Source organism: Micromonospora sp. NPDC047644, from assembly GCF_040704315.1.
In the GTDB taxonomy this organism is placed as follows: domain Bacteria; phylum Actinomycetota; class Actinomycetes; order Mycobacteriales; family Micromonosporaceae; genus Micromonospora.
The window spans coordinates 564,711-585,108 of record NZ_JBEYSY010000001.1; the positions used below are offsets into that span (position 1 = coordinate 564,711).

At 70.8% G+C, this 20,398-nt stretch carries 18 protein-coding genes and 1 pseudogene; 14 read left to right on the forward strand and 5 right to left on the reverse strand.

All coding sequences use genetic code 11. The annotated features are described in order from the left end of the window. Nucleotides 1-70 precede the first annotated feature (70 nt). The 4 genes from AB0877_RS02655 (at nucleotide 71) to AB0877_RS02670 (ending at nucleotide 5,582) form a co-directional block, all read left to right on the forward strand. Nucleotides 71-766, forward strand: coding sequence for a hypothetical protein (locus AB0877_RS02655; protein ID WP_366605951.1), 696 nt, complete (start codon nucleotides 71-73; stop codon nucleotides 764-766). Between the two features lie 144 nt (nucleotides 767-910). Continuing rightward, nucleotides 911-1,681: an IclR family transcriptional regulator gene (locus AB0877_RS02660; RefSeq protein WP_366605953.1), complete on the forward strand. Its 771-nt coding sequence runs from the start codon at nucleotides 911-913 to the stop codon at nucleotides 1,679-1,681. Nucleotides 1,682-2,118: 437 nt separating this feature from the next. Continuing rightward, entirely contained in the window at nucleotides 2,119-3,549 is a 1,431-nt protein-coding gene (locus tag AB0877_RS02665) for an extracellular solute-binding protein (RefSeq protein ID WP_366605955.1), read from the forward strand. A gap of 125 nt (nucleotides 3,550-3,674) precedes the next feature. Beyond that, nucleotides 3,675-5,582, forward strand: a complete 1,908-nt coding sequence (locus AB0877_RS02670) for an ABC transporter permease subunit (protein WP_366605957.1) — start codon at nucleotides 3,675-3,677, stop codon at nucleotides 5,580-5,582. Between the two features lie 198 nt (nucleotides 5,583-5,780). Here AB0877_RS02670 and AB0877_RS02675 read toward each other — a convergent pair. The 3 genes and pseudogenes from AB0877_RS02675 to AB0877_RS02685 form a co-directional block, all read right to left on the reverse strand. After that, nucleotides 5,781-6,335: pseudogene (locus AB0877_RS02675) on the reverse strand (dihydrofolate reductase family protein); the annotation flags it as partial. A gap of 105 nt (nucleotides 6,336-6,440) precedes the next feature. Then, a complete protein-coding gene (locus tag AB0877_RS02680; protein ID WP_366605959.1) occupies nucleotides 6,441-7,337 on the reverse strand; it encodes a helix-turn-helix domain-containing GNAT family N-acetyltransferase in 897 nt (298 codons plus the stop codon). A 27-nt stretch (nucleotides 7,338-7,364) separates the two neighbouring features. Then, nucleotides 7,365-8,525 (reverse strand): low temperature requirement protein A, encoded by a 1,161-nt coding sequence (locus AB0877_RS02685; protein ID WP_366605961.1) that lies wholly within the window; start codon nucleotides 8,523-8,525, stop codon nucleotides 7,365-7,367. Nucleotides 8,526-8,705: 180 nt separating this feature from the next. Here AB0877_RS02685 and AB0877_RS02690 point away from each other — a divergent pair, with 180 nt between their 5' ends. Further along, complete coding sequence (locus AB0877_RS02690; protein WP_366605963.1) at nucleotides 8,706-9,170, forward strand: hypothetical protein; 465 nt, start codon at nucleotides 8,706-8,708, stop codon at nucleotides 9,168-9,170. A gap of 55 nt (nucleotides 9,171-9,225) precedes the next feature. Here AB0877_RS02690 and AB0877_RS02695 read toward each other — a convergent pair whose 3' ends face one another. Continuing rightward, nucleotides 9,226-11,535: a glycosyl hydrolase family 65 protein gene (locus tag AB0877_RS02695; protein WP_366606187.1), complete on the reverse strand. Its 2,310-nt coding sequence runs from the start codon at nucleotides 11,533-11,535 to the stop codon at nucleotides 9,226-9,228. 259 nt (nucleotides 11,536-11,794) lie between these two features. On the opposite strand from AB0877_RS02695, the gene AB0877_RS02700 reads away from it, so the two are divergent. Beyond that, nucleotides 11,795-12,424: a phosphatase PAP2 family protein gene (locus tag AB0877_RS02700; protein ID WP_366605965.1), complete on the forward strand. Its 630-nt coding sequence runs from the start codon at nucleotides 11,795-11,797 to the stop codon at nucleotides 12,422-12,424. Nucleotides 12,425-12,440: 16 nt separating this feature from the next. Here AB0877_RS02700 and AB0877_RS02705 read toward each other — a convergent pair whose 3' ends face one another. Beyond that, on the reverse strand, nucleotides 12,441-13,118 hold the full coding sequence (locus AB0877_RS02705; protein ID WP_366606189.1) for an A24 family peptidase: 678 nt from the start codon (nucleotides 13,116-13,118) through the stop codon (nucleotides 12,441-12,443). 852 nt (nucleotides 13,119-13,970) lie between these two features. Here AB0877_RS02705 and AB0877_RS02710 point away from each other — a divergent pair. Genes AB0877_RS02710 through AB0877_RS02745 form a run of 8 tightly spaced genes read left to right on the forward strand, consistent with a single transcriptional unit; the run spans nucleotide 13,971 to nucleotide 20,397 of the window. After that, nucleotides 13,971-14,480 carry a hypothetical protein gene (locus AB0877_RS02710; RefSeq protein ID WP_366606191.1) on the forward strand — a complete coding sequence of 170 codons (510 nt, stop codon included), beginning with the start codon at nucleotides 13,971-13,973 and terminating at the stop codon, nucleotides 14,478-14,480. Next, nucleotides 14,474-15,403 carry a hypothetical protein gene (locus AB0877_RS02715; RefSeq protein WP_366605966.1) on the forward strand — a complete coding sequence of 310 codons (930 nt, stop codon included), beginning with the start codon at nucleotides 14,474-14,476 and terminating at the stop codon, nucleotides 15,401-15,403. Before AB0877_RS02710 ends, AB0877_RS02715 begins: the two co-directional genes overlap by 7 nt. Beyond that, a complete protein-coding gene (locus tag AB0877_RS02720) occupies nucleotides 15,400-16,059 on the forward strand; it encodes an SAF domain-containing protein (protein WP_366605968.1) in 660 nt (219 codons plus the stop codon). The genes AB0877_RS02715 and AB0877_RS02720 overlap by 4 nt, the downstream gene beginning before the upstream one ends. A 2-nt stretch (nucleotides 16,060-16,061) precedes the next feature. Beyond that, nucleotides 16,062-16,862 (forward strand): ParA family protein, encoded by an 801-nt coding sequence (locus tag AB0877_RS02725; protein WP_366605970.1) that lies wholly within the window; start codon nucleotides 16,062-16,064, stop codon nucleotides 16,860-16,862. Continuing rightward, on the forward strand, nucleotides 16,852-18,393 hold the full coding sequence (locus AB0877_RS02730) for an ATPase, T2SS/T4P/T4SS family (RefSeq protein ID WP_366605972.1): 1,542 nt from the start codon (nucleotides 16,852-16,854) through the stop codon (nucleotides 18,391-18,393). Before AB0877_RS02725 ends, AB0877_RS02730 begins: the two co-directional genes overlap by 11 nt. 4 nt (nucleotides 18,394-18,397) lie before the next feature. Continuing rightward, nucleotides 18,398-19,300 (forward strand): type II secretion system F family protein, encoded by a 903-nt coding sequence (locus tag AB0877_RS02735; RefSeq protein ID WP_366605974.1) that lies wholly within the window; start codon nucleotides 18,398-18,400, stop codon nucleotides 19,298-19,300. After that, nucleotides 19,297-20,169, forward strand: coding sequence for a type II secretion system F family protein (locus tag AB0877_RS02740; protein ID WP_366605976.1), 873 nt, complete (start codon nucleotides 19,297-19,299; stop codon nucleotides 20,167-20,169). Before AB0877_RS02735 ends, AB0877_RS02740 begins: the two co-directional genes overlap by 4 nt. A 24-nt stretch (nucleotides 20,170-20,193) precedes the next feature. Beyond that, nucleotides 20,194-20,397: a hypothetical protein gene (locus AB0877_RS02745; RefSeq protein WP_366605977.1), complete on the forward strand. Its 204-nt coding sequence runs from the start codon at nucleotides 20,194-20,196 to the stop codon at nucleotides 20,395-20,397. Nucleotide 20,398 lies beyond the last annotated feature (1 nt).

Consider the following 20,398-nt stretch of genomic DNA (forward strand, 5'->3'; position numbering starts at 1 on the left):
TGGCGTGGCTCTTTCGGCGAGAGGCGGAGGCTGTCCGGTGCACAGGATTCTGCTGCGTGGGTTGGTGGCGGTGGCGATCGTCTCCGTTGTGGCGGCCTGCGGCTCTGCGGCGGATCAGTCCGCGCAGGCAAGGAAGCAGGCGACAGCTACAGATGCGCCCTCCCCAGCGGTTCCGGCGACCGGCGGCCCCGGGTACTCCGCAGCGCTGTCCGCGCGCCTGGTGACCCCGGAGTCGTTACCGCCCGGCTTCACCGTGGAGATCGCGACCACCATGGCACTCGATGCTGGCGATCGACGTCCAGACGTCGGCGCGGCGTGTGCGCCCAGCATGATCCCGCTGCTGTCGGCGAGGCGGCTGACCGGATCTCCGTCAGCGACAGCCGCAGCCACCCTCAGCTTCGACGCGGGTCCCGACGACCTGTGGGTGGGAACGGAAGTTCTCAGGACGTACACCGACGACGGTGCACGGCGAGCGATGGCGGACCTGCGGACGTTCATCGGCGGTTGCCCGACCCTTGTGCTGCCTGACCAGGACGGCAGCTATCGGTTCGCGGTCGCGGCCGGCCCGCGGTTGGGCGATGACAGCCTTCATCTCATCCAGGCCACGACGTCGCGTCTCGACACGCTGGAGTGGGACGTCATCCTCGTCCGGGCCGGCACCAGCTTGGTGGTGGTTCAGTCGGAGGGCAACAAGCCCGGCGGCGTGGAACACCTCAACCGGGTGGCCGAGGCCGCGGTCCACAGATTCCAGACGACCGGGTCCTGAACGCTTCGGAATCCGGGCGCGTTGCAGCGGATCAACGACGAGGTTGACACCTGGCGCCGGTGGCTGACGTAGATATCCTCTTCAGGTGCTGGCCCGTGTGGAGATCGTTGACACGGGTCCGGCACTGCGAAGGGACTATCGAACATGCCCCGTGTGGTACCGGCGGTCATCCGCGCACTCGACGTCCTGGAACTGTTTCTGGACTGCCCCCAACTGTCGGCCCGCCAGGTGATGGAGCGACTCGATCTGCCCCGCACGACCGTCCACGAGTTGCTCGTGACGCTTGAGGCTCGCGCGTACCTGATCTCCATACCGGGTCAGCCCGTGCAGTATCGGCTCGGCATGCCGTTGTTCCAGTTGGGCGCGGCGTTCGCGGGTCGGCTTGATCTGGTACGCGAGGCGCAAGGCGTCGCGCGGGACGTGGCCGCCGCGTGCGACGAGGCGGTTCATGTGGCGGTGCTCGACGGCGCCGATGTCATCTACCTCGTCAAGTTCGACAGCACCCACCCGGTTCGGATGGTGTCCGGGGTCGGACTGCGGCTGCCCGCCCACTGCACGGCGGTGGGCAAGGTGCTGCTGTCGGCGCTCGACGAGGCGGACCTGGATGCCGTCCTGCTGAAGGATCCCCTGCCGGGCATGACGCCGGACAGCATCACCGATCCGGATGTTCTTCGTGAGCATCTGGACCGGGTCCGGGTCGAGGGCGTCGCTGTCGACATCGGTGAGTCGGACACCGCCATGCGCTGTGTCGCCGCGGCGATCCGGGACCATACCGGCGCGATCATCGCCGGGATGAGCTTGTCCGCGCCGATCATCCGTTGGACGCCTGAGGTGCAGGTGGAGTGGACCGGGCTGGTTCGCGAGGGGGCGGCCTCGCTGTCGGCTCGCATGGGCTACCGGGCGCAGCCTCGATAGGCAGCCTCCCGCTTTCGGTTCGAAACAACATCGAAACATTGACATCGTTCTTCGAACTGTTCTAGCGTCGCGACCACTCGATACGGTATATCGAACCTAGTTCGAAATCTCGAACGGCGGTGGTCCCGTGACCCGACCGAACTGGAACGTCAGCGCTACTGCCTCGGCCCGGTCGCCGATCGCCTCGACCCCGTCGCGCCATTCGACGAGCGGCACCCGACGTGCCTCGGGTGGCTCCGACGAAGCGCGCGGACGTGGACGCCCCACGGTGACGGGCGGACCCGCCCACCACCGTGGCAACCCACCGGCGCACTGATCTCGACGGGCGGCCCTCGGTGGTCGCCGGCAGAAACCAACTGGAGCACAACCGTCGCGGTGTCCGCCAGCCATGCCTTCGGCGTGCAGCCGTGCGCGGGAGATGAAGGAGGCGAGTGTCCATGGAGGACAAGTCGGGGTGGTCACGGCGCGGCTTTCTGGGGATGGGGGTTGGGGTGCTCGGCGCGGCCGGTCTGGCCGCGTGCGGGGGCGACTCCGACCCGCCCAGCAGGGTGCAGCCGGAGGTTCCGCAGGAGCTGGTCGACGCCGCGGCGGCGATGAAGGGCTCGTCGATGGGCATGCTGTCGCAGAAGCTGTATTCGACGGCGGCGAACGAAGCCCTCGACAGCTCGATCAAGAAGTTCGCCGACACCACCGGCACGAAGATCGAGAACAGCCTGGTCCAGGCCGACGCCGGTGACGTGGTGGCCAAGATCGACGCCGAGGTCAAGGGCGGGGTGGCCCGTGACCTGGCATTCATGACCGACTCGCGGTTCGTCGCGCAGTTCCACGCGCTGGGGGACCTGGAGGACGTGACGGACGTCGTCGACGCGCTGACCGCCAAGTACGGCGAGCCCTGCGCCGAGGCCAAGAACTTCTGCGTCTTCGACGGCAAGTGGTTCGCCATCCCGTACCACTTCATCGGGATCGGGTCGTTCCTGCGCAAGGACTGGATGCAGGACAAGGGCATCTCCCCCAAGGACATCTACAGCTGGGAGGAGCTGCGGGACCTGTGCCTGGAGATCTCCGATCCGGCCAAGCGCCGGTTCGGCTGGGGCATGACGGTGAACCGGTCCGGTGACGGCAACGGCATGATCGAGGCGCTGATCAACGCCTACGGCGGGTCGATCGCCGGCAACGACGGCCGGAAGGTCACCTTCAATTCCCCGGAGACGGTGCAGGCGGTCAGCTTCCTCGGCGACATCTACACCAACCCGAAGTACAAGCCGATGTTGCCGCCGGGGATCGCGAGCTGGACCGACACCAGCAACAACGAGAACTGGCTCGCCGGGATCCTCGGCTACACCCGCAACCAGTTCAGCGTGTACGCGGACTCCAGGACCAAGAAGAACCCGGTGCACGCCAACACCCACGTGTTCTCCGACTGCATCGGACCGGCGACCGACAATCCGCTGCTGCTCGGCCAGTCGCAGGGCTTCGTCGTCTTCAAGGGCGCCAAGAACCCGGCGCTCGCCAAGCTCCTGGCGCAGTACCTGGTCAGCGCGCCCGCGCTGCTCGGGGTGGCGAAGGAGGCACCCGGCCTGGTGATGCCCGCCTGGGAGAAGGTCTGGGACGCCGACCCGTTCTTCACCAGTGGCGACCCGGCGTTCCCGATGCTGCGCAAGATCACTGAATTGAAGCTGCCGCTGAACACGAAGAACGGCCTGACCTTCCCGCAGAAGGCCAGCGCGGGCCAGCAGGCGGTGGGGTCGGCCTACGTCCTCACCGACATGATGCAGCAGGTCGTGCAGGGCACCGCGCCGGCGCAGGCCGTGTCGGCCGCCCACACGAAGATGGTGCAGATCTTCAACCAGCAGGGGCTGCCGCAGTGAGGTCTGTCCGTCCTGTCCGGGTCCCGGCGGCGAGGAAATCTTCGCCGTCGGGGCCCGGCTCCCTCACCGCTGTCCAGCGGCGGCTGGGTCGCGACTGGCGACTCGCGGCCCTGTTCCTGGCGCCGATGGCGGTGCTGGTCGGTGGGCTCGTCCTCGTGCCGATCGCCCGGTCGATCATCACCAGCACCACCGAACGGCACGGGCAGGACACCGTCTTCGTCGGCCTGGACAACTATCTCGCGCTCGTCGGCGACGACCAGTTCCACACCGGCGTGGTGAACTCGTTCGTATTCACCGCGTACGCCGAGATCTTCAAGGTCGTGCTGGGGCTGGCCGCAGCCCTGCTGCTGCACCATCGCCGACGTGGGCGGGCGGTGCTGGCCGGGCTGCTCCTGGTGCCGTGGGTGGTGCCGACGGTGGTGACGGCGTTCAGCTGGCGCGCGCTGCTCGACCCGATCTTCGGCAGCGTCAACACGCTGCTCACCGCCACCGGAATCGGGCCGTTGCTGGCCAGCGCCCACCTGGTCGACAGTTGGCCCGCGGGCTGGCTGTCCGACCCGGAGCTGGCCATGCCGTCGGTGATCCTCGTCAACGTCTGGAAAGGGGTGCCGTTCTTCACCGTGTGCTTCCTCGCGGGGTTGAAGGCCATCCCCGCAGACCTCTACGAGGCGGCGACCATCGACGGCGCCTCGTCGTGGCAGCGGTTCAGAAGTGTGACGCTGCCCGGACTGCGCCACGTGATCACCGTGACGGTGACCCTGTCGTCGATCTGGACGTTCAACAACTTCGACCTCGTCTGGTTGCTGACGCAGGGCGGCCCGGGCGACGTGACAGCGCCGTACGTGCTCATCGCCTACTCGAAGGCCATCCTGCAGTTGCAGTACGGCGCGGGTGCGGCGGTCACGCTCGTCATGCTGCCGATCATCGGCGGGCTGGTGTTCGTCCTGGTCCGGTTGTTGCGCCAGGACACCAACATCAAGTTGCCCCGGCGACGCCGCTCGGCGCTGCGGATCGGGGCGCAGCGGTGGGCCGGGACGGCGCGGAGGGCAATGCCGTGGGTCCTCACCGCGCTGGTCACCGGTCTGCTGCTCTGGGCATCACCGCAGATCTTCTGGAAGGCGGCGGTGGTCCTCGGTGTGATCCTGCTGATCGCGGCGGGGGTCGGCCGGGTGGTCTCGACCCTCCAGTCCCGAGGTGGTCGCCGTTCGTCGACAGTGGTGTCGGGGCTGGGTTCCTGGGCCGCGCTGGCTGGCCTGCTCTTCTTCGTGCTGGGCCCGCTGTACTGGATCTTCGTCACGGCCTTCAAGTCCGAGGGCCAGGTCGTCATGCGTACCGACGACCTGTGGCCGACGCCGTGGACGCTTGAGCAGTTCGGCGCCCTGTTCGACAACCAACCGTTCGGCCGCTGGTATCTCAACACCCTGCTGGTGTCCGCGGCGTCGACCGCTGTGGCACTGGTCTGCGCCGCCCTGGCGGGCTATGCGCTGGCCCGGCTGCGATTCCGCGGGGCGCAGGGCTTCACCGTCACGGTGCTGCTCACCTACGTGATGCCGGGCGCGCTGCTGTTCATCCCGCTGTACCAGATGCTGATCGGTGCCCGGCTCACCGACTCGTTGTGGTCCCTGGTGGTGACGTACCCGACCTTCACGCTGCCGTTCGCCACCTGGCTGCTGGTGGGGTACTTCTCGTCGATCCCCATCGAGTTGGAGGAGGCCGCCCTGGTCGACGGGTGCAGCCGCATCCAGGCGTTCGGCCGGGTGGTGCTGCCGCTGGCCAAGCCAGGGCTGCTGGCGGTCGCGCTCTTCACCCTGACCAACGCCTGGAACGAGTTCCTCTTCGCCTTCGTGTTCATCACGAAGGACGAGTACAAGACGCTCCCGGTGGGGATGCAATCCATGATCGCCGGAGACGTCGTGCCGCAAGGGCAACTCGCCGCGGCGTCGCTGCTGGTCAGCATCCCCGTGGTGATCATGTACGCCCTGGGGCAGCGCTTCCTGACCGAGGGGCTCACCGCCGGCGCGGTGAAGGGCTGACCGGGGCAGCCGACCGCTCGCGCTACCAGGCCGTGTCGACGGCCGGCTCGTAGGCGTTGCGGGCGGGAACGACGAACCCGACGGGCTCGCCGTTCCCGCCCGACGTGCCGACGCGCCACCACTCACGAGGGCGGTGACGGGCTCACGCGGACTCGGCTCCGGTCGGTGTGCGCGTAAGGTGAGGAAGAGCGCGCCGCTGTCCAGGACTGTGTGGTCGGTCAGGCGCCAGGTGCGTGGGGCGAAGACGGCGTCACGGCCGAAGAGCGGGATGCCGGCACCGATGGTCAACGGGGCGAGTTTGACGATCAACTGGTCGATCTCGGGGTAGAGGGCACCGGCCAAAGCGCCGCCGCCGATCACCCAGACATCCTTGCCGTCGTGCCGCTTCAGCTCTCGTACCGTGGCGATCGGGTCTTGGCCGATGACCTCGACGGCCGGGTCCGGGCTGCTGCCCAGCGTCCGGGAGAACACCAGGTGGCGCAGGTGCGGGTACGCGTCGGTGACACCGGCCTTCAGGCCCACCTCGTAGGAGTTGCGCCCCTCCACCACGGTGTCGAACCGGCTGCCCTGGTCGGTGATGCCGAACGCCTGCCGGGCCGGACCCGGCAGGGTCTCCGGGTACTCCGCGACGAGGTGGCGCAGGTAGTCGTCCGGAATGGGCCAGAACCCGCCGGGGCCGGTCGGGTCGGCGCCGTCGGGGCCGGCGATGAAGCCGTCGAGCGTGGTGGCGATGTAGTACACGAGCTTGCGCACGGGTGGCTCCTTCAGTGGAGGCGGATGCTGATCATCGCTCCGACACCCGTCAGCATTCCCCAGCAGGACCAGGCCGACAAGATCGCGACTGGGGCGCGCGTCGCCTCACCGCCTGAGCTGCTTCTCGAACCAGTGGTGGGCGTAATGCTCGGTGTTGTACGCCTCGATCTCCCGGTAACCGGTCGCCCGGTACAGGGCGATCGCCTCGGTGAGGTCGCGGTTGGTGTCCAGCCGGACCGCTGTGGCGCCGCGCTCGGCGGCGTACCGTTCCAGCTCACCCAGCAGCCGCCGCCCGACGCCGAGCCCGCGTACGGTGTCGGACACCCACACCCGTTTGACCTCGGCGGGCGCGTCGGGGTGGAGTTTGACGGCCCCGCAGCCGATCGGTTCGCTGTTGAGGGTGGCGAGCAGGAGCACCCCGTTGGGCGGGACGAGCGCTTCGTCGGGGAGCGGTTTGCTCAGCGCGGGGTCGAACCCGCCGTCGAATCGTCGTGCGATGTCACGGACGTAGGCCCGCAGGCATGCACGGGCTCGCGGGTCGCTCGGTGGGCACGGCTCGATGACGACCATCGAGCCCATGAGCAGCCGTTCGACCTCGGCCATGGCGGTGACGAGTCGTTCGCGGCGGTGTTCGCCGAGCGGTTCGAGGATCGAGGCGGCGAGATTGTCCGACCGTTGGTCGAGGTCGGTCCACTGGGTTCGGCCGGCCTCGGTGAGCGTGACGACGCGGACCCTGCCGTCGCCGCCGGTCTGGTCGACCGGTCCGACGGTGACGAGGCCGTCGTTCTCGAGGGTGCGCAGGAGTCGACTGAGATATCCGGAGTCCAGGCCGAGCCGGGCCCGTAGCGCGGCGACCTCGGCACCGGCGGGGCCGATCTCCCAGAGCAGCCGGGCCTGCCCGAGCGGGCGTCCCTGGGCCATGTACTCGTCGTCGAGCGCGCCCACCCGTTGGGTGACCGTCCGGTTGAAGCGCCGCACGGCGGCGATGAGAGCCGAGTCCATATACCTGACTTTAGTCAGGCTTCTAGACTACGCGCCAGCTCGGTGCCGGTACGAACCGATCCCGGCGTGGTCCAGGACGACCACCGCGAGCACCACCCCGGTGGCGACGGCGCTGACCGCCAGCAGCGGCATCCGCAGCACAACCCCCGCGCCGGCCAGCACGAACAGAGCGGCGACCCGGGGCCAGGAGAATCGCCGGTGGATCGCCGCCGAGAAGAGGATCCGCCCGAGGAGGAACAGCATCGGGCCGCCCAGGATGAACAGGACCGCTGTCATGTCACCGGTGCGCAGCGGATGCGAGATGCTCAACTCGGCGCCGACGGAGGTGACCACCAGCCCGGCGATCATCACCAGGTGCAGATATCCGGTGGTGACGCCGAGACTGGCCGGATCGGCCCGCTCGATGGCGGGGCCGAGGCGCTGGCCCGCGGGCGTGACGTAGAGCAGACCGATCAGCACGGCGGTGGCGAAGACCAACAGGAAAGCGGCGGTCTGCGGGAAGTGGAGATCGGTGCCGGCGTACGAGAGGCCGGCGACCAGGACGAGTTCACCGAGCGCGATGATCATGATCTGCTGGTACCGCTCGGCGAAGTGCCTGCCAGCCAGGTGCAACTCCTGCCGCCCGGTCCGGCCCAGCCCCGGCGTGGGCCAGCGCAGGCGCGGGCCGGTGAGGTCGATGGCGAGGGCCAGCACCCAGAGCGGCACCCGCCACTGCGGCAGAAACCCACCGACCAACCACGGTACGGCGGAGACGCTGAACCAGCAGAGGATGCGCAGCGTTCGAATCTGTCGCGGATGACCGCGCAGCCAGACGGTGGTGACCACACCCCGGGCGATGTGCACCGAGACGTACGCGCCGGCGAAGAGCAGGCCCCGCCCGTCCAGCGCCTGCGGGATCGCCACCCCGGCCAGCAGGCTGCCCAACGCGGCACCCACCAGCAACCACCGCACCGCCGGACTCTCCGGGTCGTACCAGTCGGCGAACCAGGTGGTGGGCACCCAGATCCACCAGATCCCGGTCAACAGCAGGGCGGTACGCAGCGCGCCGGCCAGGCTGAGGTCGTGCAGCAGGTGGGCGGCCAACTGACTGAGCGCGAGCACGAACGCCAGGTCGAAGAAGAGCTCCAGGAACGACGCGCTCAGCGGCGAGTTGCCGCCCCGCAGCAGCCGTTCGGGTCTGCTCGCCATCGGCGCTCCTCCCGCCGACACACGCCCTGCGTCCGTCGTACCACCCGAGGCCGGCCACCGGAGGCGAAAGCGGTCAGCCGCGGAGCGACGACCCACCGCCCCCTCGTGTCGTTGATCCGGCTGCGCCCATGGTCACCGCTGACCACGGTGGGGGCACCGACTCAACGAGGAGGGACGCCGATGACCGCTCAGCGCGAGACCGTGCAGGTCGACCACGACCTGTTCCGCGCCGTGTACGACTCGCCCGCATCACTGCCCGGCCGACACCGGTGGACCACCCCCGAGTCGGACGTCCGGCGGCTGGAGAAACTGCTCGGCATGCCGGCGCGCAGCATCGGCGCCCCGCTCTGGGTCAGCGGCGACGAACCCGACTGCCCGAAGTGCCGTCGCCGGGTCACCTGGTACGACATCGTCTCGTCGGCGCTCTCCGGCCTGCACGACAAGGCCATGATCGCCACGGTCATCCTGGGCGAGCGCAAGTACGTCAACACCGAGATCCCGGATGCCATCGCCGGGGTGCGCTGCTCCGACTGTCACACGGCGATCGACGGCCTGCGCAGCTTCAAGTGCCACAACTGGGCGTACGCCTTCGAGGCGCTGGAGGCCGTCCGCCAGCGGATGGCCGGCGGTCCCGTTCCGACCTGAACCGCCCGCGCCGGCTCGGAACGGAGCCGCGCCAGCCCGAAACGGTCGGGGCGACTCAGGCGGCGCAGCGGCGGGTGGGGCGGCGGCCGGGCGGGGAGGGCGGTTCCGGGCCGGGGTCGGGCACCGGCGGCATCGGTCGGGTGACCGGCTCGGCGCCGGTGACCCGCAGCGACTCGCCGTGGTGCCGCAGCTCGACCTCGACGTCCGCGGCGGCGTCGGGCAGCTCGTAGCGGACCTCGGCCGGAGTCAACGTGACCCGCAGCCGGTGGCCACGCCAGCGCAGGCTGAACGCCAACCGGTCGATCCGGCGCGGCAGCCGGGGGTCGAAGGAGAGCACCCTCCGGTCGTCGCGCAGCCCACCGAAGCCCTGCACCAGAGCCAGCCACGCGCCGGCCAGCGAAGCCAGGTGCAGCCCGTCGGCGGTCTTGTCGCCCAGGTCGGCCAGGTCCTGCAGGACCGACTCGGCGAACAGGTCGTACGCCAGATCCAGGTGCCCGACCTCGGCGGCCAGCACGGCCTGCGGTGCCGCCGACAGCGACGAGTCGCGGACCGTGCGGGCCTGGTAGTAGGCCAGGTTGCGGGCCTTCTCGTCGGCGGTGAACTCACCGGGGCAGAGCTGCATGGCCAGCACCAGGTCGGCCTGCTTCACCACCTGCTTGCGGTACAGCTCCAGGTACGGAAAGTGCAGCAGCAACGGGTAGTCGTCGTCACCGGTGTTCGCGAAGTCCCACTCGGGCTGTTCGGTGAAACCGGCGGCCTGCTGGTGCACCCCGCGCTCGCTGTCGTACGGGATGGCCATCGCGTCGGCGGCGGCCCGCCAGCCGGCCACCTCGTCGCGGTCCACGCCGAGCCGGTCGGCCAGCTCGGGATGCCCCTCGGCCGCGTCCGCCGCGCCGCGCAGATTGCGCTTCGCCATCAGGTTGGTGAACACGTTGTCGTCGACCAGCGCGGCGTACTCGTCCGGGCCGGTCACCCCGTGCAGGTGGAAGTCACCCCCGTTCGACCAGTGGCCGAAGCCGTGCCAGAGCCGGGCGGTCTCCACCAGCAGTTCCAGCCCCGCCTCGGCCAGGAACCGCTGGTCGTCGGTGGCCGCCAGGTAGCGCAGCACCGCGTCGGCGATGTCGGCGTTGACGTGCAGCGCGGCGGTGCCCGCCGGCCAGTAGCCGGAGCTTTCCCGACCGCCGATGGTGCGCCACGGGAAGGTCGCGCCGGTCAACCGCAGCTCGGCGGCCCGCTCCCGCGCCTCGGGCAGGTGGGCGTGCCGCCAACTCAACGCCGAGCGGGCCACTGCCGGGGCCAGGTAGGTGAGTACCGGCAGGACGTAGCTCTCGGTGTCCCACAGGACGTGCCCGTCGTAGCCGTTGCCGGTCAACCCCTTGGCCGAGATGGTCCGGTCGGAGTCCGGGCGACCAGCCTGGATCAGGTGGAACATCGCGAACCGAACGGCCTGCTGAAGCTCCGGATCGCCGTCGAGCCGCACGTCGGCGACCTGCCAGGCCGCGTCCAGGGCGGCGCGCTGGTCGGTGAGCAGGGCGTCGAAGCCGTCCGCGCGCGCCGCGTCCGCCTCGGCGGCGACCAGGGCGGCCAACTCGTCGGCGGGCGTCGCGTCGACCGCCGCCCACTCGTACGCGGCGAACTTCGTCAGCCGCAACGGCTCCCCCGGGTGCAGGCGACCCGCCACGGTCAGCCGTACCCGGTCCGGCGTGCAGTCGCCGCTGGTCGTCACGGTGCCTGGGCCTTCCAGCAGGTGACTGACCGCGACCGCCACCCGCTGGCCGCTGCGCTCGGTGCGGTGCACCAGCACGCCGTCGAGGCCGGTCGCACTGTGCTTCTCGGGGGTCAGCGGGTCGGTGGGCACCGAGGCGGCCCGAGGGTCGTCCGAACGTTCCGGCACCTTCTCGTTGGCCAGCAGGTCCGAGCAGACCCTCAGCTCGACGGCGGTGTCCAACGGCTCGACCTCGTAGCGGACGGCAGCCACCGGGCGGCGCGGCAGGGACACCAACCGGGTGCTGCGGATGCGTACGCCCCGCCCGGCCGGTGAGACCCACTCGGTCTCCCGGCGCAGCACGCCAGTACGCAGATCGAGCACCCGTTCATGGCGGCGCAGCGACCCGGTCCGCAGATCCAACGGCTCGTCGTCGACCCAGAGCCGGATCAGCGCGGCGTTCGGTGCGCTGATGACGGTGTCGCTGGCCGGCGGGAACGCGTACCCCTCCTCGGGATAGCTCAGCTCGCGCCGCTCGTGGAACCCGCTGACGTAACTGCCCGGCATCCCGCACGGGGCACCCTCGTCGAGCACCCCACGCCAGCCGATCCACCCGTTGCCCAACGCGAAGATCGACTCGGTCTCGCCGAGTCGGTCCATGTCGGCTTCCGTGCGCCGGATCTGCCAGGTCTCGTCGTCCGCCGTAGGGGCGGTGGACTGCGGTTGATCGGTGGCCGAACCGGTTTGCACGAGGTCTCCTGTCGATGTCGACGTCCTGGACAGCCAACCAGAGCCGGCTGTGCGAAACCTGGACGAAGGTCCCACGGACCACCCGACCTTCGACAGCAGCGATGCCCTCTGGCCCGTTCCTAGGGTGTCCCCCAGGTGAACGAGGTATGAACGTGAAGTGAGGTGATGCATGGTCGACAACGGCAGCATTGACGTTCCGGAGATCAGCGCCGAGTGGTACAGCGACGTCGTCGACGTCGCCGCCGGCAGCCCAGAGCCGGTGCAGTGGTTCGTCGGGCACGCCACCGAGGGGGTGATCCTGCTACTCGGCGCGCTGCTGGTGATGGCCGCGCTGAGCCGCTGGTTCGGCCGCCCGCACGACCGGGCGCTCGCCCTGGTCGCGCCCGTGCCGGCCATCCTGGCGTACGCGGGCAGTGAGTTCCTCAAGACCGTGGTGAACCAGGACCGCCCCTGCCGGACGATCGGTCGGGAGATCATCGCCGGCGTCTGCCCACCGCCGGGCGACTGGTCGTTCCCCAGCAACCACGCCACCATCGCCGGCGCGCTGGCGGTCACCACGTTGCTGCTCTCCCGCCGACTCGGTCTGGTCGCGCTGCCCCTGGCCGCGCTCGGCGCCTTCTCCCGGGTCTTCGTGGGCGTGCACTACCCGCACGACGTGATCGCGGGTGTGCTGTTCGGTGCCCTGGTCGCCGTGGTGCTCACGCCGTTGCTGGCCCGCCCGACCAGTGAGGTGCTCCGCCGCCGGGCCAACCGTCCCGGCAGCCCGGCCCCCAAGCTGGCCAGCCGATCCGGCCCCTGATCGGCAGCGAGGCGGGTCAGGTCGCCAGCAGGAGGGCGGCCGTTGTGCCGAGCAGCAGGAACGGGCCGAACGGCAGGTGGGTGCCCCAGTTGGCGCGGCGGGTGGCCAGCAGGACCAGACTCACCAGGGCGGAGAGCCCGAAGGTGAGCACCAGCCCGAACAGCAGCACCGGCCAGCCGTACCAGCCGAGCAGCGCGCCGACGCTGAGCGCCAGCTTGGCGTCGCCCAGCCCGAAGCCGCGGCGGCCGAGCAGCACCGCGGTGCTGGCGAAGAAGAGCGCCAGCCCGGTGCCGCCGACGACGGCTCGCAGCCAGTGCCCCGGGTCGGCGTCGAGCGCGGCCACACCGAGCAGCAGCCAGGCCCCGGCCGCCGCGGGCAGTGTGAGCCGGTCAGGCAGGCGGTGCACGGCCAGGTCGACGAGGATCGCCGGGATGGTCCAGCCCAGCCACCAGACCAGCGCCGGCAGCACCCCGCCGGGCGGGCCGGCGATCGCCAGCAGCACGGCCGTCGCGAGCAGTGCCAGCTCGACGGTGGCCGGCGGTGGGCCGACCCGGGCGCGGCACCGACCGCACCGCGCCGCCGGGCCCAGCGCCGGCCAGGGGCGGGTCAGGCCGACCGGCGCGCCGCAGGCGTCGCAGCCACTCCGGCTGGGCAGACCCGGGGGTACGGCGTAGCGCAGCGCGGCCAACCGCATCAGCGGGCTGATCGCGAGGACCGCGAACACTGTCGAGACCCGGGTGCGTGCCACCGCCGGGGCGGGGTCACCCGGTCGTTCGCGCGGCGGATCGGGCGTCGCCTGGCCCGCAGGGTCCGTCACGGCACCGGACGGTTGGGCTGCCGGACTCAGATCGGGTCGGTCTTCCCGCCCGGGAGTGGCCGCCGGGGGGCCGGTCAGCGCCATGTCTTCTCCATTGCGGGTGACTGCTCCCCTGCGACAGCGAACACGGATCGTGATTGCGCGCTCGCTACGGTGTAGCGGATGGCGCAGAAAGCGACCTGCTGACCGGAGCCCGCGCGGCCGCTTTCGACCAACTCCGAGCCGGGCGTGCCGTTGGACGAGGTAGCCCGCTCACCGGGGGCCGACGTCGGTCGAATGCCGGGATCAGACCACGATGTCCCACTCCCGCGACCGGTGACGCGACTGCGGCGAACCCGTCCGGCCCGGCGACGCCGCATCAATAACGACAGTTCGCTCGCCCATTGCCCGGGGAGCAGTGTGGACACCCGCCACCACCACCTCACATCACGCTGAGTGTTCACATGAATTGCCTCTGTTGCATCGGCGAGCGTCAGCCTATGCTCGCCCCTTGGGTGCGACGCAAGCCTCACCTTCACCATCGGACGACACAGGACCCCAATTCGCAGAAGATCCGTAACGGTGAATGCAGAAGCGCAATGAACGCTCCGGATGTGCTGATCCGGGCGCGCTTCCGCATGCCCGACGGCGGTGAACCGTCACCGCCCCGGGCGACCACGAGGAGGCTCGACGGTGCGCGGACGGCAGCTCAGAAGAGCGGCAATCTGCCTGCTGGTGGGCGTGGTGGCGATGCCGGTCGCCGCCTGCGCCAGCGGACGGGAAGCGGTCGAACGGCCGACGGAAGTCCGCGACAACGGACCCCGGACCGATTCCGACGTCGAACGACGCGCTGCCGAAAAGGCGGCACTCGACGCGTACTCCGGATATCTCGCGGCCTCGCGCACGGCGGGCCTGCGCAGTGATCCGCGTTCGCCGGAACTGACCCGGTTTCTCGGTGATCCACTTTTGACTCGGGTCCGGGTGTCCATTCGCGAGGCTAAGGAGCACGGCGCAATGCGTACCGGATCGTTCAAGTCCGACCCGACCGTGACCGCCGTCAGCCTGGACGCGAAGCCGGCCACCGTGGAGATCCAGGACTGCCTGGACACGACCGGCTACCGGTTGGTCTACGCCAAGAACAAGCGGGCGGTACCGGGCAGCGGCGGCGGCAGACACCTCTCCACCGCCACCGCGACCCGATATCCGGATGGTCGCTGGCTGATCAACTACGGCGCGACGCACCGGGACCAGCCGTGCTGAGCCGGGCCGCGACAACCCGACGGGTGCTCGCCGGGATCGGCCTCACGCTCCTGCTGGTGGCCGGTGCGGCCCCGCCGGCCACCGCCGCCCTACGGGCCGACCCGGGAGCCGGCTGCCCGCCCGACCAACCCGACTGCAGCGTCTGGGACGACGAACCCGGCAACCCCGGTGATCCCGGCGGCGGCGGTGACGACGGTGGGGGCGGGGACGACGGGGGCGGCGGCGGGAGCGGCGTCTGCCAGTGGAACGGGCGGACCATCCCCTGCTACGACGAGGACCTGGGCTGGTTCAACAGCGGCGACGGCTGCTACTACAAGCTGACCGAGGGGCCGGAGCCGCCCCCCGAGGGTGAGCAGTGGTATCTGCAGACCTGCAACGGCGGCGACCTGGGTGCCCAGGACATGGTGACGCTGGCCGATCCGCCGGCCGGCTTCGGCGCCCCGCCCAACCCGGAGGAGCTGGCCCGTCGCGCCCTGGCATCGATCAAGCTGTTGCCGGCCCCGTTGGGCGTCGCGCCCCGCAAGCGCGTCGGCCCCGGCCTGGTCGGCCTGCCGGTGTGGATGTGGTCCGAGAAGAAGTCGGCCTACTTCGGCCCGATACAGGCCCGCGCGACCGACCGGGACGTGACCGTCGAGATAACGGCGAAGGTCACCGAGATCGTCTGGGACATGGGCAACGGGGACAAGGTCTCCTGCCCTGATGAAGGCACCGAGTACAAGCCGACGGGCGATCGGGCCGGATCCACCTCCCCGGACTGCGGCTACGACAAGGGCTACCAGAAGGCCGACACCTACCGGGTCACCGCCACCACCCACTGGACGGTGACCTGGCGCGGCGGTGGCCAGAGCGGAGAAATCCTGGTGACCCGAAACAGCGGCACTGTTCCGATCCAGATCAACGAACTTCAGGTGGTCACCAGATGAGCCTCGCGACGCGCAACGGGACCCCGTCGGTGGACGCACCCGTCAACCCGCCCACGGTGGTCCGCCAGCGCCGGGTCCGTCCCGGGCTGCTCGGTCTCGCCGTCCTCCTGATCGCGTTGGGTGGGCTGGGCGCGGCCTTCGCGGTCACCTCGGTACGGGCCACCGGCAGCTATCTGGCGGTGGCCCGACCGGTCGAGGTGGGCCGGGAGATCAGCGCGGCCGACCTGGTCACCGTGCAGGTCGCCGGCGGCCAGGGGCTGCGCCCGGTGCCCGCCGCACGGCTCGACGAGGTGGTCGGCAAACGGGCCGCGGTAGCGCTGCTCCCGGGCACGCTGCTCACCCTGGGGCAGGTCACCGACGACCCGCTGCTCGGCCCCGGCCAGCAGCAGATCGCGCTCGGTCTGAAGACCGCCCAGGTGCCGGCCCGCGAACTGCACCCCGGCGACAAGGTCCTGCTGGTCAGCACCCCGGACACCGATGCCGAGAAAGACACGGCCGCCGCCGGCACCCGATTCTCGGCCACGGTCATCGACATGGTCAGCCCGGCCGACGACGACCGGGTCCTGTACCTGGCGCTACTGACCCGTGACGTACCCGCGGTGGTGGCGCTCGCCGCACAGGAACGACTCGCCGTCGTACTGACCGAGGCGGCCTGAGCATGGCGATCATCGCGCTGGTGTCCGCGAAGGGTTCGCCCGGCGTCACCACCTCGGCGCTGGCCTGCGCGCTGGCCTGGCACCGGCGGCTGGTGGTCGCCGAATGCGACCCGGCCGGCGGCTCGATCCTCGCCGGCTACCTCGGCGGCCAACTGGACGGCCCACGCGGCATCGGAGAGCTGGCCGTCGGCGAGTTGCGCGACGGCAACCTGGAGACCGCGTTCTGGTCCCAGCTGGTCGACCTGGACGCCCCCCGCCGGGAACGACTGCTGCTGCCCGGCCTCGTCGACCCGGCCCAGAGCGGCAGCGTCACCCCGCTCTGGCAGCGCTTCGCCGACTACTTCGACGCCCTCGACCGCGGCACCCCCGGCTACGACGTCCTTGTCGACTGTGGTCGGCTGCACGTGACCGGGCCTCCGTGGCCGGTGCTGCGGGCCGCCTCGGTGGTGCTGTTGGTGACCCGGGCGAACCTGCCGGACCTCTCCGGCACCCGCGCGGTGGTCACCACGATCGAACGGGACTTCGCCGAGCACCGGGTGCCCCCGGGCACCCTGCGGCTGCTGTTGGTCGGCCACGGGCACGGGCGGGCCGAGATCAGCCGCGCCCTGAAACTGCCCGTCATCGCCCGGCTGCCGCACGATCCGCGTACCGCCGGGGTGCTCGCCCTGGGCGGGACCGTGCGGGCCGGTCGGCCGCTGATGCGCGCGGCGGCCGCGCTGGAGGTCCCGATCGGGTCGCTGCTGGAGCGGCGACGGGCCCGGTTGGCGTGGCCAGTGCAGCAGGGGGTGCCGGATGCGGTTTGAGCCGGTCTCCACCGATCCGCGCCAACAGCCACCGGCAGTGACCTCCACCGCGCCGCCCCTGGCCGTGCCGAACGGCCGGCACCACCAGTCCGGGCCGCAACCGCCGTCGACGCCGGCGGCCAGCCCGCCGCCCGAGTCACCGCCCCGGGCGCGGATGGACTTCCAGGTGGTCCGGGAGCTGCGCCGGGAACTCACCGAACGACTCACCCTCTGGCAGCGCGGCCGGGAGTTCACCGTCGACGAGGAGGACACCGAGCGGGCCCGACTCGCCGTCACGGTGGTCGCCGCGTACGCGGACTCGGTGCGCCGGGCCGGCACGCCGATGCCCGCCGGCGACGAACGCCTGCTGCTCGACCAGGTGACCGCCGAGCTGGTCGGGCTCGGCCGGCTACAGACGCTGCTCGTCGACGACACCATCGAGGAGGTGCACATCCTCGGCTGCGACCAGGTACGCATCACCCGGCACGGCGGTGGGGTGGACTGGGCCGAGCCGATCGCCGACAGCGACGCCGAGCTGGTGGAGATCCTCCAGGCGGCGGCCCGTCGGGCGGGCGCGACCGAGCGGTCCCTGTCCACCGTGAAGCCCACCCTCGACCTGCAACTGCCCGACGGCAGCCGGCTGGCCGCGGTGTTCCTGGTCAGCCACCGCCCGTACGCGGTGATCCGCAAGCACAACACCCTGGACGTGAGCCTCGACGACCTCGCGGGCGCCCGAGGTGACCTGGACGAGATGATCGACCCGCTGCTGCGCGACTTCCTCCGCGCCGCGATGCGCGCCGGTCTGAACATCATGGTCGCCGGGTTGGCCGGCGCCGGAAAGACCACTGTCATCCGCGCGCTGATGAACGAGATCCCGCAGGACGAGCCGTACGTGCTGCTGGAGGAGAGTCGGGAGCTGCTCCCGGCCCGCCGCCGGGAGCGGCACCGGGCGGTGATGAGCTTCGAAGCCCGGGAGGGGCACGGCGAGCGCGGCTTCGACGGCCGCCCGGCCGGTGAGGTGACCATCGCCGACCTGATCCCGTTGTCGCTGCGGATGGGCGTCCTACGGATCATCGTGGGCGAGGTGCGGTCCCGGGAGATCGTGCCGATGCTCCAGGCGATGACCACCAGCCGGGGGTCGATGTGCACCATCCACGCCCGTACCGCCGCCGGTGTGGGTGAACGGATCGTCGAGCTGGCCCTGGCGCACGGGCGCGAGATGACAGTCGACCAGGCCCGGCGGATGGCCGGCAACGCGCTCGACCTGATCGTCTACGTCACCGTCGAGGACGAGACCGCGATCGGCGGGCGGAAGCACCGGTTCGTCTCGCATGTGGAGGAGGTGATCGGGGCCGGCGAAGCCGGTCGGATCACCACCACCACCGTCTTCGGGCCCGGCCCGGACGGTCGCGCGGTCCCCCGGCACCTGCCGGAACGGGTCCGCGACCAGTTGCTGCGGGTGGGTTACGACGCGCGGCTGCTGACCCGGTGGGTCGAGGCCGGTGCTGGTGCCTGGCGGCGGCCTCGGCAGACCCGACTGGCCCGGCGGTGACCTGATGTTCGACAGCCTGGAGTTGATCGCGGTGGTCTCCGGCGCGGCCTGTGTGGCCGGGCTGCTGCTGGCCGTGGTCGCCCTGGTCGGCACCCGTCGACCCGCGGGACGACGGCCGGGCCGCGGGCCGGGGCTGAGCCGGCTGTGGCGCGGGCCGGGCAACACACCGACCGAGCATCGCGCCTACCAGGCGCTGCTGGCCGCCGCGCTGGCCGCCGGCGCATTGGCGTTCCTGCTGACCGGGTTGCCGGTGGTGGGCCTGCTGGTGGCGGTGGCGGTACCCGGCACCCCGTGGCTGTTCGGAGTCGGCAAGGCCGAACAGCGGGCCATCGCCCGGATCGAGGCGGTCGGCGAGTGGACCCGCCGACTCAAGGACGTCTCCGGCACCGGGCAGGGCCTCCAGCAGGCGATCATCGGCACCATCGGCAGCGTGCCACCCGGCATCGAGGACGAGGTACGGCTGCTCGCGGCCCGCCTCCAGGCCGGCTGGATGGCCCGCTCCGCCCTGTTGGCGTTCGCCGACGAGATCGCCGACCCGGTCTGCGACCAGGTGGTGGCGGCGCTGATCCTGCACCTGTCGGACCGGGGTGAGCGGCTGGGTGACGTGCTCAGCTCCATCGCCGGCGCGGCGTCCGCGGAGGTGGCCACCCGGCGGGAGATCGAGGCCAAGCGCACCCAGCCCCGGTTCGCGGTCCGCTTCCTCACCGGGATGACGCTGGCGACCCTGGCGTACGGGCTGATCAACACCGAGTACATCAGGCCGTACGGCACCCCGGTGGGTCAGCTGGTGATGGCCGCCCTCGGCGCCGCCTTCATCGGCCTGCTGGCCTGGGTGCGGTCGATGAGCCAGCCGCAACGGCCGGCCCGGTTCCTGCCGGCGCCCGACCCGAGCGAGGTGATCGCGTGATCGTGAACTGGCAGTTCGTCCTCGCGGTCTGCGGTGGCGCCGGGGTCGGTCTGGGTGTGTTCCTGGTGGTCCGGGAGCTGGTGCCGGCGACACCGGCGCTCGGGCCCGCGCTGCGCCGGCTGCATCAGCCGCCGGGCACCGGCCGGGTGTCCACGCCCGCGTCCCGGCGACTCGACTGGCTGACCGGGATGTCCCGCTGGATGCGGCCGCCGCAGATGCAGCTCGCCCTGATCGGTCAGACGCCCGAGCAGTACGCCTTGTCGGTGCTGCTGTCCGCGCTGATCGGGCTGGCCACACCGACTCTGCTCGGGGTGATGCTGTGGGCGCTCGGCGTCTCGTTCCCACTGGTGGTGCCGGTGCTGGGCAGCCTCGGCCTGGCGTTGCTGGCCGCCCTGCTGGCGCACCGCGCCGTACTGACCAAGGCTGCCGCCGCCCGCGACGAGTTCCGCCAGGCCGTCTGCACCTACCTCGACCTGGTGGCGTTGCAGCTCTCCGCCGCGCACGGGCCGGTGCAGTCGCTGGAGCGGGCGGCGGCGGTCTGCGACGGCTGGGTGTTCGACCGACTCCAGGAGTCGCTGCGGATCGCCCAGATGCAGATGCACGCGCCCTGGGACGAGCTGCGCGACCTGGCCGACAAGATCGGCATTCCCGAGTTGGGCGACGTCGGCGCGATCATGCGTTCCTCCGGCAGTGAGGGCGCGCAGGTGCACGAGACGCTGCGCAGCCGGGCGGACTCGTTGCGCGACCAGATCCGCACCGACAACCTGGCCCGCGCCGAGGGGATCACCAGCAAGCTCGACATCCCGGGCGCGCTGCTCGTCTTCGTGCTGCTCGGGTTCGTCCTCTATCCGTTCATCGCCCGTGTGTGACCCCGCCCCCTGAAGGAGAACGCCATGTCCATCCTCAGCTACCTGCACGTCGTGGTGACGACGCGCCTGGCCGAACTGCGCCGCGATGGTGAGCGCGGCGACAGCCCGGTGCCCACCGCAGTGATCATCGCCGGCCTGGTCGCCGTCGCCATGGCCATCACCGCTCTGGCTCTGACCAAGGCCAGGGGCTGGATGAACGGCATCCCGAACTACACGGTCCCGAAGTAGC

What these genes read in the sequence shown, in the direction of transcription:
- AB0877_RS02660 (WP_366605953.1), top strand. Translation starts at nt 911, where the DNA reads ATGCCCCGTGTGGTACCGGCGGTCATCCGCGCACTCGACGTCCTGGAA.
- AB0877_RS02665 (WP_366605955.1), top strand. Translation starts at nt 2,119, where the DNA reads ATGGAGGACAAGTCGGGGTGGTCACGGCGCGGCTTTCTGGGGATGGGG.
- AB0877_RS02670 (WP_366605957.1), top strand. Translation starts at nt 3,675, where the DNA reads ATGGCGGTGCTGGTCGGTGGGCTCGTCCTCGTGCCGATCGCCCGGTCG.
- AB0877_RS02680 (WP_366605959.1), bottom strand. Translation starts at nt 7,337, where the DNA reads ATGGACTCGGCTCTCATCGCCGCCGTGCGGCGCTTCAACCGGACGGTC.
- AB0877_RS02685 (WP_366605961.1), bottom strand. Translation starts at nt 8,525, where the DNA reads ATGGCGAGCAGACCCGAACGGCTGCTGCGGGGCGGCAACTCGCCGCTG.
- AB0877_RS02690 (WP_366605963.1), top strand. Translation starts at nt 8,706, where the DNA reads ATGACCGCTCAGCGCGAGACCGTGCAGGTCGACCACGACCTGTTCCGC.
- AB0877_RS02695 (WP_366606187.1), bottom strand. Translation starts at nt 11,535, where the DNA reads ATGGACCGACTCGGCGAGACCGAGTCGATCTTCGCGTTGGGCAACGGG.
- AB0877_RS02700 (WP_366605965.1), top strand. Translation starts at nt 11,795, where the DNA reads ATGGTCGACAACGGCAGCATTGACGTTCCGGAGATCAGCGCCGAGTGG.
- AB0877_RS02705 (WP_366606189.1), bottom strand. Translation starts at nt 13,118, where the DNA reads ATGCGGTTGGCCGCGCTGCGCTACGCCGTACCCCCGGGTCTGCCCAGC.
- AB0877_RS02710 (WP_366606191.1), top strand. Translation starts at nt 13,971, where the DNA reads ATGCCGGTCGCCGCCTGCGCCAGCGGACGGGAAGCGGTCGAACGGCCG.
- AB0877_RS02720 (WP_366605968.1), top strand. Translation starts at nt 15,400, where the DNA reads ATGAGCCTCGCGACGCGCAACGGGACCCCGTCGGTGGACGCACCCGTC.
- AB0877_RS02725 (WP_366605970.1), top strand. Translation starts at nt 16,062, where the DNA reads ATGGCGATCATCGCGCTGGTGTCCGCGAAGGGTTCGCCCGGCGTCACC.
- AB0877_RS02730 (WP_366605972.1), top strand. Translation starts at nt 16,852, where the DNA reads ATGCGGTTTGAGCCGGTCTCCACCGATCCGCGCCAACAGCCACCGGCA.
- AB0877_RS02735 (WP_366605974.1), top strand. Translation starts at nt 18,398, where the DNA reads ATGTTCGACAGCCTGGAGTTGATCGCGGTGGTCTCCGGCGCGGCCTGT.
- AB0877_RS02745 (WP_366605977.1), top strand. Translation starts at nt 20,194, where the DNA reads ATGTCCATCCTCAGCTACCTGCACGTCGTGGTGACGACGCGCCTGGCC.